Origin of the sequence: Hyphomonas sp., assembly GCF_017792385.1 — a bacterium.
Classification (GTDB): Bacteria; Pseudomonadota; Alphaproteobacteria; order Caulobacterales; family Hyphomonadaceae; genus Hyphomonas.
This window is the reverse complement of record NZ_CP051230.1, coordinates 803,306-815,903: the sequence shown is the minus strand read 5'-3', so window position 1 is coordinate 815,903 and position 12,598 is coordinate 803,306. Positions and strand designations below refer to the sequence as shown.

The 12,598-nt window shown below is 63.0% G+C and carries 13 protein-coding genes; 3 read left to right on the top strand and 10 right to left on the bottom strand.

Going from position 1 to position 12,598, the window contains the following annotated elements:
* Positions 1-86: 86 nt before the first annotated feature.
* Positions 87-365 (top strand): hypothetical protein, encoded by a 279-nt coding sequence (locus HF955_RS04000; protein ID WP_291078110.1) that lies wholly within the window; start codon positions 87-89, stop codon positions 363-365.
* A gap of 7 nt (positions 366-372) precedes the next feature.
* Here HF955_RS04000 and HF955_RS03995 read toward each other — a convergent pair whose 3' ends face one another.
* The 8 genes from HF955_RS03995 to HF955_RS03960 all read right to left on the bottom strand — a co-directional run bounded on the left by HF955_RS03995 (position 373) and on the right by HF955_RS03960 (position 9,702).
* Positions 373-1,665, bottom strand: a complete 1,293-nt coding sequence (locus HF955_RS03995; protein ID WP_291078109.1) for an adenylosuccinate synthase — start codon at positions 1,663-1,665, stop codon at positions 373-375.
* Between the two features lie 159 nt (positions 1,666-1,824).
* Complete coding sequence (locus HF955_RS03990; RefSeq protein WP_291078108.1) at positions 1,825-2,445, bottom strand: hypothetical protein; 621 nt, start codon at positions 2,443-2,445, stop codon at positions 1,825-1,827.
* A gap of 118 nt (positions 2,446-2,563) precedes the next feature.
* Positions 2,564-3,565: a tryptophan--tRNA ligase gene (gene trpS, locus HF955_RS03985; protein ID WP_291078106.1), complete on the bottom strand. Its 1,002-nt coding sequence runs from the start codon at positions 3,563-3,565 to the stop codon at positions 2,564-2,566.
* 449 nt (positions 3,566-4,014) lie between these two features.
* A complete protein-coding gene (locus HF955_RS03980) occupies positions 4,015-5,481 on the bottom strand; it encodes an NAD(P)/FAD-dependent oxidoreductase (RefSeq protein ID WP_291078104.1) in 1,467 nt (488 codons plus the stop codon).
* A gap of 80 nt (positions 5,482-5,561) precedes the next feature.
* Positions 5,562-6,143 carry an acyloxyacyl hydrolase gene (locus HF955_RS03975; protein ID WP_291078102.1) on the bottom strand — a complete coding sequence of 194 codons (582 nt, stop codon included), beginning with the start codon at positions 6,141-6,143 and terminating at the stop codon, positions 5,562-5,564.
* A gap of 66 nt (positions 6,144-6,209) precedes the next feature.
* On the bottom strand, positions 6,210-6,797 hold the full coding sequence (locus HF955_RS03970) for a flavodoxin family protein (protein WP_291078100.1): 588 nt from the start codon (positions 6,795-6,797) through the stop codon (positions 6,210-6,212).
* Between the two features lie 115 nt (positions 6,798-6,912).
* Positions 6,913-8,508, bottom strand: coding sequence for a phosphoglycerate dehydrogenase (gene serA, locus HF955_RS03965; RefSeq protein ID WP_291078098.1), 1,596 nt, complete (start codon positions 8,506-8,508; stop codon positions 6,913-6,915).
* Positions 8,509-8,538: 30 nt separating this feature from the next.
* Complete coding sequence (locus HF955_RS03960; RefSeq protein WP_291078096.1) at positions 8,539-9,702, bottom strand: phosphoserine transaminase; 1,164 nt, start codon at positions 9,700-9,702, stop codon at positions 8,539-8,541.
* 135 nt (positions 9,703-9,837) lie between these two features.
* On the opposite strand from HF955_RS03960, the gene HF955_RS03955 reads away from it, so the two are divergent.
* Positions 9,838-10,674 carry a TauD/TfdA family dioxygenase gene (locus HF955_RS03955; RefSeq protein ID WP_291078094.1) on the top strand — a complete coding sequence of 279 codons (837 nt, stop codon included), beginning with the start codon at positions 9,838-9,840 and terminating at the stop codon, positions 10,672-10,674.
* On the opposite strand, the gene HF955_RS03950 is transcribed toward HF955_RS03955, so the two are convergent.
* Positions 10,671-11,324, bottom strand: a complete 654-nt coding sequence (locus tag HF955_RS03950) for a lysoplasmalogenase (RefSeq protein ID WP_291078092.1) — start codon at positions 11,322-11,324, stop codon at positions 10,671-10,673. The two genes, HF955_RS03955 and HF955_RS03950, sit on opposite strands and share 4 nt — an antisense overlap.
* A 4-nt stretch (positions 11,325-11,328) precedes the next feature.
* The gene (locus tag HF955_RS03945; RefSeq protein WP_291078090.1) at positions 11,329-11,730 is read right to left on the bottom strand and encodes a YkvA family protein; all 402 of its coding nucleotides are present in this window, start codon (positions 11,728-11,730) and stop codon (positions 11,329-11,331) included.
* Between the two features lie 65 nt (positions 11,731-11,795).
* On the opposite strand from HF955_RS03945, the gene HF955_RS03940 reads away from it, so the two are divergent.
* Positions 11,796-12,575, top strand: coding sequence for an SDR family NAD(P)-dependent oxidoreductase (locus HF955_RS03940; protein WP_291078088.1), 780 nt, complete (start codon positions 11,796-11,798; stop codon positions 12,573-12,575).
* Positions 12,576-12,598: the final 23 nt, after the last annotated feature.

The following is a 12,598-nucleotide window of genomic DNA, read 5'->3' as shown; positions in this document are numbered from 1 at the left end:
CGATCTTCGCGCGTTTTGTTTGCGATGGAAGGCAACCAAAGCCGGATTGCTGCGTAGCTGGAATAGTTCCACAGCAGGAAACCAGAATGTACGATGCCGAGTGGCCCCGATCCGACATGTTCATCGTCTACTACACCGGCGGCAAACCGCTGGAGGCGACGAACATCTCGCACATGGCGCGCAAGCTGGAGGAACGCCTGTTCCTGGTCTCGACACCGGAGACCCAGTCGAAACTCTATCACCATGTCAAACGGCTTGCCGCGCCGGAGGCGCTGTTCGTCGGGCGTCTGGCGGCGCTGCCGAAATTCAAGGGTATGCAGCCAGGCACGACCAAATGGGTGGGCAGCCTGATGCAGGCTGGGTGAAGCCTGCCTAGGCCTCGAACGGATCCTTCATCAGGATCACGTCCTCGCGTTCCGGGGAGGTGGAGACGAGCGCGCAGGGCTTGCCGACGAGTTCTTCGAGGCGGCGGACATATTTCACCGCTTCGGCCGGCAGGTCGGCCCAGGACCGCGCGCCCTTGGTGGAATCGGTCCAGCCGGGCATCGTCTCATAGACGGGCTCGACGGCGGCCTGGTCTGTCAGCCCGGCGGGGTAATAGTCGATCTCCTCGCCATTCAGCCGGTAGGTGACACAGACCTTGATCTCGTCGAGGCCGTCCAGAACGTCCAGCTTGGTCAGGGCGAGGCCCGTGACGCCTGACGTGGCACAGGCCTGGCGGACCATGACGCTGTCGAACCAGCCGCAGCGGCGGGCGCGGCCGGTGACGGTGCCGAATTCGTGGCCGACCGTGCCGAGGCGCTGGCCGATCTCATTGTCCTGTTCGGTGGGGAAGGGGCCGGAGCCGACGCGCGTCGTATAGGCCTTGGCGAGGCCGAGCACATAGGAGATCGCGCCCGGGCCGACGCCGGAGCCGGCCGAGGCATTGCCGGCCACCACATTTGATGAGGTCACAAAGGGATAGGTGCCATGGTCGACATCCAGCATCACGCCCTGGGCGCCTTCGAACAGGATGCGTTTTCCGGTGCGGACCTTCTCGTCCAGCAGTTTCCAGACCGGCTGGGCGAAGGCGAGAATCTTCGGGGCAATCTCCAGCAATGCGGCCTTCAGTGCCTCGGCGTCCGGTTCCGGCAGGCCGACCCCGGCGCGCAGCGGGCGGTGATGGGCCAGAAGGCGTTCGATCTTCAGGTCGAGCGCGGCCGGGTCTGCCAGGTCGGCGACGCGGATGGCGCGGCGGCCGACGCGGTCTTCATAGGCCGGGCCGATGCCGCGCTTGGTGGTGCCGATCTTGGAATCGCCCAGCGCGCTTTCGCGGGCGGCGTCAATATCCTTGTGCCAGGGCAGGATGAGGCAGGCATTGTCGGCCAGGACCAGATCGTCGGGCCCGAGGGTGACGCCCTCTTTCGCCATGCCGTCAAGCTCGGACAGGAGCTGCCACGGATCGACCACCACGCCATTGCCGATGACCGACAGCTTGCCGCCGCGCACGACGCCGGACGGCAGCAGGTTCAGCTTGAAGGTCTTGCCGTCGATGACCAGCGTGTGGCCGGCATTGTGGCCGCCCTGAAAGCGCACCACCACATCGGCGCGGCTGGACAGCCAGTCGACGATCTTGCCCTTGCCTTCATCGCCCCATTGGGCCCCGACGACTACCACTCCGGCCATGTTTCCTGCTCCTCAAAGTCCGCCGGGACATGGGCAGGATTTGGCCGCCAATTGCAAGGGGAAGAATGAAAACTCTCTGTCGCAGGCAGGCGCGCCTGCGCCGCCATCCGGACACGCGGGGGGCGCTCCGGCAAGGGACCCGATTTTTGAGGGGCGGGCCTAGCCCGGATCCTCCCAGGTCGCCGCGAGCGCGGCATTGAGCAGGCCCGGCAGCGCGGTGGCGAGCGCCCCGAGTTCGGGCGACAGGCGGAACGCGCTGTCCGCAGGCCCGGCCAGGGGCTTCGGCTCGCCGCCTGCCTTGAGGCGCTGCAGGGCGCGGGCAAGCCGTTTCGCGGCGGTGTCAGGGGATTTCAGAATGCGATGGATCGCCCAGATGCGGGCCATCAGCTTCGCGGTCGGCACCGGCCCCGGCGGCGGGCAGGCGGACCCGATAAGGCCATCAACCTGCCCGGCAAGCCAGGCGCGCGGGGCAGCCGGCAGCAGCGTGAAACATGGCGCCGCCGCACCGGGGAAGGTGACGAGCTCCACACCGTCCGGCAGGCCGGGGGCCGGCGCGCGCCGGCGCGGCGGCGCGAACACGATGTGCAGGCTGAGCGCCATCAGGGTGAGCAGGCGTCGCACGATGTGTTCAATTTGTTTCAACCGGCCATTGGCCCGGGCGCGGCGCCGGCGCGGCATCTTTTCGGGCCGCAGATGCAGATTGTCCCGCGCGATCACATCGAGTAGCGCCTGCTCGGCAATATCGAGGCCCAGGGTGAGGAAAGACCGGTCAACACTCATGGGCCCAAGTGTGGGGGCGGAATGTGTCAGACGAATTGGGGGACGCTTATCCTCGGGGGTGGGGGCTGGGAGGGGGAGGCATCCGCCACAGGCAGACGCCCCCATTGCACCCGCGCCTTCAAAGCCGGAACAGTCCGAGTCCGTCATAAATCTCGGATTTTGTCTGCTCCGTCAGGTTTCGCGCTGTCTGCGTGCCATCCCGAACGATGTCGCGGATATAGTCCGGATCCTGTTCAAGCTGGGCGCGGCGGTCTCGGATGGGCTCCAGAAAGTCCTGCAAGATTGCGGCAAGGCGCTTTTTCAACGTCACGTCTCCGAGGCCGCCGCGGCGATAGTGAGCCTTCAGCGCTTCCACTTCCTCGGCATCGTCGTGGAAGGCCTCAAGATAGGTGAAAACCACATTTCCCTCGACTTGTCCGGGATCCTGCACCCTGAGGTGATTTGGGTCTGTGTACATCGCATTTACCGCCGCCGAGATTTCAGCCGGGCTTGCCGACAGTTTGATGGCGTTGCCGGCGGACTTGCTCATCTTGGACGCCCCATCGACGCCCGGCAGCCGTCCTGCCTTCGGGACAATCGCCTCGATTTCTTCAAGCAGGGGGTGGCCGGCAACCGCATTCACTCTGCGAATGATTTCGTTGGTTTGCTCGATCATCGGGATTTGGTCTTCGCCCACCGGCACAAGGGTCGCCCTGAACGCCGTGATGTCAGCCGCCTGAGCGGCGGGATAGCACAGGAACCCGGCCGGGATGCTGTTTTCAAAGTCGCGCGCGCGGACTTCTTCCTTGACGGTGGGGTTTCGCTGCAAGCGCCCGACCGAAACGAAATTGAGATACAGCAATGAGAGCTCGGCCAGGGCGGGCAGATGCGACTGCACGCAAATGGTCGTCTTGCAGGGGTCAATCCCGATGGCGAGATAGTCCAGCACCACGTCCAGGACGCTCTCCCGAACCTTGCCGATATTCCCGATATTGTCGGTCAGGGCCTGGGTGTCGGCGAGCAGCACGAATTGCCTGTGCGTGTCCTGGTATTTCAAACGGTTCCTGAGGGATCCGGCATAGTGCCCCAGATGGAGCGGGCCGGTTGTGCGATCGCCGGTGAGGATGATGGGGTGTGACACTGTAGTCTCCTGGATGTGTGGGGGCACCGCAGGAGTGGAAACAAAAAAGGCCGCTCATGCGGCGACCCATTCTGGAATATGAAAGCTGGGCCACCCGATTATCGGATGTGCCACCAAGCGAAATTCGAGGTGCTTCGTTTGCTCATGAGCGCTGCCTATAGCGCGCACAGGGGCGCGTCAACTTTTCTGGCCGAGTCAGAGCGATTCTGACTCTGAAATATGATGGTGAGGCGTTCGTTGTTGGTGAGTTCGCGTGACAGGAAAAAGTGCAAGTTGGAGAACTTGCGACCAATTCTACTCTTGTCATCCCGGAAGCTGCGGAGCAGCTATCCGGGACCCAGACGGGGCGGATGGATAGGTAAAGTATTGGGTCCCGGATAAGCCCTGCGGGCTTTCCGGGATGACAAGGACCTTAATCCGTCCACCAGTGCGGCGAGCGCACGCCCCCCTCACACCAGCTCATAATCCTCCAGCTTCACCTCGGCGACGGCGTCGGCATAGGCGCGGGTGTGGCCGGACCAGTTCTGGGTGATCTTGCCGGTGCCGGTCTTGTACCAGGAGTTGCAGGCCGGGTCGGCCCAGACGGTTTTGGAGAGTTGCTCCTGCAGCGTCTTGTTGAAGGCGGCTTGTGCGGCCTCAGTCGGCACGAGCGCGGCGGCGCCTTTCGCGTCGAGCGCCTGCAGCGCCTTCAGCGTGTATTCTACCTGACGCTCCAGCATGAATGTGATGGAGTTGTGGCCGAGATTGGTGTTCGGGCCGTAGAGGACGAAGAAATTCGGGAAGCCGGTCACCGTGATGCCGAGATAGGCCTCCGGACCATCTTCCCAGGCAGCGGCGATGGACTGGCCGCCCCGGCCGATGACATCGACCGACCAGCGCCAGCCCGTGGTCTCGAAACCTGTGGCGAAGGCCAGTACGTCATATTCATGGATCTTTCCGTCCACGGTCTTGATGCCTTCCGGCACGATCTCGGCGATATGGTCCGTGATCAGGTCGACATGCGGCTCCATCAGCGTGGTGAAATAATCATCCGAGATCAGGATGCGGCGGCAGCCGACGGGATAGTCCGGCGTGAGTTTCTCGCGCATGGCTTGATCGGGGACCTGTTCGTTCAGATGATCGGTGGCGAGGCGCGTGAAATGGGCCCGGCCCTCCGGCGTCCATTCGAAGGCCTGCCAGAAGAAATAGTCGGCATTCTCATAGATCAGCTTGCGGTTCATCTCCGCGAATTCCATCGCCTTGTCCGGAATGGTGAACATCAGTGCCATTTCTTCCGGGGCAATGAAGCGGTCATTGCGGGGGATGACCCAATTGGGCGAGCGCTGGAACACGCCGACATTGGCGCAGGTTTTCGCGACTTCGGGAATGATCTGCACGGCGCTGGCGGCCGAGCCGATGATGCCGATCCGCTTGCCTTCCAAGTCAACCGAATGGTCCCATTCGGCCGAATGCATGATGGCGCCCTTGAAGCTGTCCTTGCCGGGAATGTCCGGCCAGAAGGGGCGGTTCAGCTGGCCCAGCGCGCCGATCACGGCATCGGCGGTCAGCGTGTCGCCCTTTGAGGTTGTGACGGTCCAGGTCTTCGCGGCCTCGTCCCAGACGGCTTTTTCGGCCGCCTCGTTCAGGCGCAGGTTCGGGCGCAGCTGGTAGCGGTCCGTGATCTCTTCGGCATAGGCCTGGATCTCGGGCTGTTGCGGGTAGACCCGCGTCCAGTTCATCGACTGGGCGAAGGAGAGCTGGTAGGCCGCCACGGGCACATCGCAGGCACAGCCCGGATAGGTGTTCTGCGCCCAGGTGCCGCCGACCCGGCCGGCCTGTTCCAGTATGGTGAACTCATAGCCGGCTTCCTGCAGCTTGATGGCCGCCGTCAGGCCGCCCAGGCCAGCGCCGATGATGACAATGTGCTTGTCCGGCATGCGTGTATCCTCCCATTATTCTTATGGGAGGAAGAGTGTCACGCCGCTGGCTTTAGACAAGGGGTTCCGCAGCGGGAGCCCTACTGGCCGAACGAATAGGTCGCGCGCAAGCCGATATTGTCGATGCCCTGATTGCGGCCATTGCCGAGGATCTGGCCGTGGCTGAGATGTTCGTAGAGCAGCTCTGCGCCCCAGGTCTCGTTGATCTCGTAATGCAGGCCGAAGGTCGTGCGGAACAGGTCACGCGAGCCGAACAGGACGTGTTCCTCGGTGAAGGCGTCGCCGCGCGGATCGCCCTGGGGGAAGGGGCTGGCCAGTTCGCCATCATGGATGACATAGCCGACGCTGGGCTCGAACGCCCATTTGTCGGCAAAGTCGAACGACCAGTGCAGGCCGAAGCCACCAAAGCTTGTGTCGCCCTGCGTGTTCAGGCTGCCCATGACATAGGGCTTGGGGCTCCAGATCAGGTCGAGAAAGTCCGGCGAGGCGAAGAGCAGTTCGGCGCTGATGTTCTGGCCCGGCTCCTTGTCGGCATTGTCGCAATCGAGGACGCAGATGTTTTCCTGCATCACCCCGAAACGGGCCTCGCTGAGAATGTCGGCCCGGGCGGTGCCGGTGGCCAGGATGGACGAACAAAGCAGGAGCGTGACGGCGCGATTCATATATTAACCCTGTGTAAGATTTTCCCTTATGAAGGGAGTCTGCCCCGCGCCGTCAACTGTCATCCGTCACGCAGCGCCACGAACCCAGCGCAGGGTGGCATTTGCGACACGCTCTCCGAACAGTTCGGCGGTCTTCAGGTCGGACGCATCCGGGCCATCCTCTGCCGACAGGTCCGTCAGCGCCTGTGTGGCGAGGCCATTGAAGTGGCCGGCGCGGTTCAAGGCTTCTGAAAACTGGTGTCCGGACGCGTTGAAGCCGGACTTCATGCCGAAATTCACCCAGACCATGCCTTGCTGTGCGGCAAGCGTGGCGAACTGGGCGAGCGTGCTGGACTTGTCGCCGGCCAGAGAGCCGGAATTGGTGAAGCCGGCCGCGATCTTGTCTTTCCAGGCATCGGTGAACCAGGCCTTGGAGGTGGCATCCATGAACTGTTTCATCTGGGCGGAGGCCGAGCCCATATAGGTCGGCGCGCCGAAAATGATGGCGTCTGCCGCGTTCAGCTCGTCCCATGGCCCGGACTCGGGGGAGGCGAGGTCCTCGGCCTTGTAGAGGGTGACGTCCGCGCCCGGGATGGCGGCGCCCTTGCGGACATGTTCGGCCACCTTGGCCGTGTGGCCGTAGCCGGAATGATATACGATGGCGATGCGGGCCATGAGAGAACTCCTTTGCTCTGTTGAAAGGAGCAGATAGGGCGGGCCGATCTCGCGATCAGCCCGCCCCGGGAGCATAGGATTTATGCGCTGCGCGTATGAAACGCGCCGCTCTGGCTTAGAATGTCAGCGCTTTTGCATAACGTACTTGAGGCAGGGCATCGAGTTTCTCGATCAGGTCCGCAGGCGGAACAGCGTCTACACCAACCAGTGCGATAGCTTCTTCTCCGGCAGCTGTCCGGCCAAGATGGAACGTGGCGATGTTGATGTTCGCTTCTCCCAGCATCTGGCCCAGCGCGCCGATGAAGCCCGGCGTGTCCAGATTGTTGATGTAGAGCGTGACAGGCGAGAAATCGCCTTCCAGCGCCATGCCCTTCACTTCGACAATGCGCGGCTGTCCGGCGATGATCGTGCCGGCCAGGGTGCGCCAGCCGCCTTCCGGGGCATTCTTCGTGGCCTTGGTTTTCACCTTGACGCGGATCAGGCTGTCATAGACCGGGCTGTCCTCGGTCTTGGTTTCGGTCAGCTTGACGCCGCTGTCGGCCAGGATGGCCGGAGCCGACACCATGTTCACGTCCCCGCGCGAGGCGCGCAGCAGGCCGGCCAGCAGGGCGGCTGTCAGCGGCTTGCGGTTCAGTTCGGCCACTTCGCCTTCATGTTCGATGACGACTTCATCATAGCCAAAGTCAGAGATCTGGCCGGCGAAGCTGCCGAGCTTTTCGGCCAGCACCGCGAACGGCTTGATGCGCGGGGCTTCCTCGGCCGTGATCGACGGCATGTTCAGCGCATTGGTGACGGCGCCGGACAGGAGATAGTCCGCCATCTGTTCCGCCACCTGAAGGGCGACGTTTTCCTGGGCTTCGGTGGTGGCGGCGCCGAGGTGCGGCGTCGCGATGAAGTTCGGCGTGCCGAACAGGGAGTGTTCCTTGGCCGGTTCCTCGGCGAACACGTCAAAGGCGGCCGCAGAAATGTGCCCGCTTTCCAGCAGGTCTTTCACGGCCACTTCGTCAACCAGGCCGCCCCGGGCACAATTGACGAGGATGACGCCCTTCTTCGTCTTCTCCAGCGCTTCACGGGAGAGGACATTGCGGGTCTGATCCGTCAGCGGAACATGCAGCGTGATCACGTCAGCGCGGGCGAGCAGCTCTTCCAGCTCGACCTTTTCCACGCCCAGTTCCACGGCGCGCTCATCCGTCAGGAACGGGTCATAGGCGGCGACTTTCATCTTCAGGCCGATGGCGCGTTCGGCCACGCGGCTGCCGATATTGCCGCAGCCGATCAGGCCGAGCGTCTTGTAGGACACTTCCGTTCCCATGAAGTCTTTCTTCGGCCATTCGCCGGCCTGCGTGCGGGCATTGGCGGCCGGGATCTGGCGCGCGGCGGCGAACATCATGGCGATGGCGTGCTCTGCCGTCGTGATGGCGTTGCCGAACGGCGTGTTCATCACAACCACGCCCTTGGCGGTGGCGGCCTTGATATCGATATTGTCCACCCCAATGCCGGCGCGGCCGATGACTTTCAGCTTGTCGGCAGCGGCGATCACATCGGCGTCCGGCTTGCAGGCGGACCGGACGGCGAGGCCGTCATATTGCGGGATGATCTCGATCAACTCGTCTTTCGACAGGCCGACCTTGATGTCGGTTTCAATGCCGCGGGCCTTGAAGATGTCCACGGCAGCGGAGCTGAGTTTGTCAGCAATCAGAACTTTGGTCATGTTCGGTATCTCTTGAAATGTCGTGCGGGACTAGAGCGTGGCAACCTGCTCGGCGAAGGCCCAGTCAAGCCATGGGGTCAGCTTGGCAACGTCGGACGGTTCAACCGTGCCGCCGCACCAGATGCGCAGGCCCGGAGGGGCCTTGGCATAGCCGGCCGCATCATAGCAGGCATTCTCGGCTTCCAACCGCTTCATCATGGCCTTGACGAAAGCCCGCTGGGCGTCTTCGTCGAGGCTGGCCACGCGCGGATCGGTGATCTTGAGCGTCACGCCGGTATTCGACCGGACATCCGCATCCGGACAAAGGAAGTCGACCCAGTCCGTTTTCGCGACCCAATCGGTGAGGTGGGCCAGGCTTTCATCGGACCGCGCCTTGAGGGCCGTCCAGCCGCCCAGGCTTTCACACCAGTCCAGTGCCTGCAGATAGTCCTCGACGCACAGCATGGACGGCGTGTTGATCGTGGCGCCCTCGAATAGGCCCTCGTTGAGCTTTCCGCCCTTGGTCATGCGGAAGATTTTCGGCAGGGGACGGTCCGGCGTGTATGTCTCGAGACGTTTCACGGCGTTCGGCGACAGGATCAGCATGCCATGGGCTGCTTCCCCACCGAGGATCTTCTGCCAGGAATAGGTGATGACATCGAGCTTTTCCCATTCGATGTCCTGGGCGAAGGCAGCCGAGGTCGCGTCGCAGATCACCACGCGGTCCGGGTTCGGCTTGATCCAGTCGGCATTGCGCACGCGCACACCGGATGTGGTGCCATTCCATGTGAAGATGATGTCGGCATCGTCCCGCGCCTTTTCGAAGGGCGGCAACTCGCCATACTCGCCGACATAGGTGTTGCAGTCCGCCAGCTTCAATTGCTTGGTGGCATCGGTGACCCAATCCTGACCAAAGCTTTCCCAGGCGAAGACGTCGACGGGCTTGGCGCCCAGCATGGACCACATGCACATTTCAACCGCGCCCGTGTCGGATGCCGGCACGATGGCCACGCGATAATCGTCCGGAAGGCCCAGCACGGCTTTCGTGCGGTCGATCGCGGCTTTCAGCTTTTTCTTCGCATCCGCAGACCGGTGCGAGCGTCCCAGGGCAGCGGTTTCGAGTTTTTGAAGGGAAAATCCGGGACGCTTGGCAGTCGGACCGGACGAGAAATGCGGGCATGCTGGCAGCACGCCGGGTTTGGCGACAATCGTCATCTGTTTTTACTCCTATCCTCACAGATAGGCTGGGCGCCGTTGGGGGCGCCTGGCCCGCCGCGTCTGTCTCATATTTCCGGGTCGGGCGCAAATGACTTTATTGCGTCCGGTGTGCGGCAATGCTTCACTGGTCCTATGACCCTGACCATTCAGCCATTGTCGGGCACGCTCGGCGCCGAAATCTTCGGGGCGGACCTGCCGAGCGGCTTGTCGAATGCCGAATTCGACGAGATCCATCAGGCGTTTCTCGATCACAAGGTGATCGTTCTGCGCGGCCAGAACGGGCTGACACCGGACCAGCAGAAGGCGTTTGCCCGCCGGTTCGGCACGCTGAACATCCACCCCTATGTGAAGGGCATGGCAGGCCATCCGGAGCTGCTGGAAATCATCAAGGAACCGGACGAGAAAACCAATTTCGGCGGCGGCTGGCATTCCGACATGAGCTTTCTGGAGGAGCCCGCCCTTGGATCTGTGCTGCATGCCCTTGAAGTGCCGCCCTATGGCGGAGACACGCTGTTCGCTGACCAGCAGGCAGCATACGACCGGCTGTCTGACGGGTTGAAGGCCACACTGGAGGGCATGACGGCGATCCACACGGCCAGCAAGGAATATGGCGCGGATGGCTATTCGGCGGCGGTGCGCCAGTCGATGGACGCGAAAGCCGCGCCGGATGCGCCGGAGTTCGAGCATCCCGTGATCCGCACCCATCCGCAGACGGGCCGCAAGGGCCTGTTCATCAATCCTGCCTTCACGCTGCGCTTTGCGGGCTGGAGCCGGAAGGAGAGCCGGCCGCTGCTGGCCTATCTGTTCGATCTGTCACGCGAGGAGCGCAATACCTGCCGCGTCCGCTGGCAGGCGGGCGATGTGACCATGTGGGACAATCGCTGCGTCTGGCATTATGCGCTGAATGATTATCACGGCCATCGCCGCCACATGCGCCGGGCCACGATCAATGGCGACCGGCCGCGTTAGGCGAGGTTGCCGAGCACGCCCCAGGCGATCAGCGCCTGACCCCCATAATACAGGAACCAGAGCGCGATGGAGGGCAGGGCCAGCCTGGGTGCATCTGCTGGCCTGACAAAGAGCTGGAAGGACAGGATGACGTCCGAGGCGATGAACATGAGTGCGCCCAGCAAGACCGGCAGATAGGCCGGCTCCAGCCGCAGGGCGGCGGCGCCCATCATCAGGATGATGCCTCCGTAAAGGATGACCGGCAGGCGCATCTCCTTCGTGACCGAGGGCGCCAGCCAGCGGATGAAGACCACACCGCTTGCGATCAGTCCGATCTGCGCGGCGAGGTTCAAAACCGAGCGGTCTGCCTGGGGCAGGGCCCAGAACAAGGCGATATAGGCAATGTGTGCCGCGAAGAAGGCCCCCATGCCGGGCAGCAGGAATCTGTCGCCTTCATCCGCCTCGAGAAAGAAATCGCCGAGGGAACTGAGCGCCAGCCCGGCCACCAGCAGGACCGGCCCGCCAAGCAAGTACGCCCAGAGCGCGAGCAGGGCGGTGGAGCCGGTCTTCACGACCAGCTTGAACAGGCTGTGCGGCCGCCAGCAGAGCGCAACGCCGTAAAGACCGCCAAGGGCCATCGAGGCCAGTATAATGCCGGTCTGAAGTGTCATCGGATCAGGCGTCGCGTTTGACCGGTTCCGGCAGCCGCAGCAGACGCCGCGCCATGCCGCGATGCACGTCCTTCACATGCATGCCGACAATGCCCAGCGCCGTCGCCAGCACGGTGGCGTCATCGGTGAAGCCCAGCCCGGCCAGGAAATCCGGCATCAGATCGATCGGCATGACAAAGTAGGCTGCGGCGGCGAACAGCACGCCCTTGGCCTTCAGCGGCGTGTTCGGGTCGCGCGCGGCGAAATAGGCTGCCGCAAGGTCATCCGCAAACGGTATCTTTCCGGCAACGCGCAACAGCTTGGGCACCAGGCCCCGTGTGTCACGTTCCATCCGCTCCACCGATTGCGGCGTGAACCGTCCATCGGCGTCCTGGACCATGTTGATAATTTCCGCTGCGTCAGACATTGCGAACTCCTGTCAGCACTATAGACCAGTAGTGTATCAACAAAAACAAGGGAGGGCAGCAGCCCATGGAACTGAACTCGAATATCTCCGCGGTCATTACAGGCGGCGCCTCCGGTCTCGGTGCGGCGACGGCCCGCAAGCTGGCCTCTCAGGGCGTGAAGGTCGCCCTGTTCGATCTCAATGAGGAAAAGGGCGAAGCCCTCGCCAAGGAACTCGGCGGCGTCTTCTGCAAGGTCAACGTCACCGACGACGCCTCCGTCGATGCCGGCTTCGAGAAAGCCCGCGCGGCGATCGGCCAGGAGCGCATCCTGGTGAATTGCGCAGGCACCGGAAACGCCATCAAGACCGCCAGCCGCAACAAGGAAACGGGCGAGATCAAGCACTTCCCGCTCGACAAGTTCGACCTGATCATCCAGATCAATCTCGTCGGCACTTTCCGCTGCATCGCCAAATCTGCCGCCGGCATGATGTCGCTGGATCCGATCAATGGCGAGCGTGGCGCGATCGTGAACACAGCCTCCGTTGCCGCTGAAGACGGCCAGATGGGACAGGCTGCCTACTCCGCCTCCAAGGGCGGTGTGGTTGGCATGACCCTGCCGATTGCCCGTGACCTGTCGCGCGAACTGATCCGTGTCAACACGATCCTGCCGGGCATCTTCGACACGCCGCTGATGCAGGGTGCGCCGGACAATGTGAAACAGGCACTTGCCGCCTCGGTGCCGAACCCGGCCCGCCTCGGCAATCCGGACGAGTATGCCTCGCTCGCCTGCGAAATGATCAAGAATGGCTACTTCAACGGCGAGGACGTCCGTCTCGACGGGGCAATCCGGATGGCCCCGCGCTGATCGGCTGACGCCTTTCACGAACG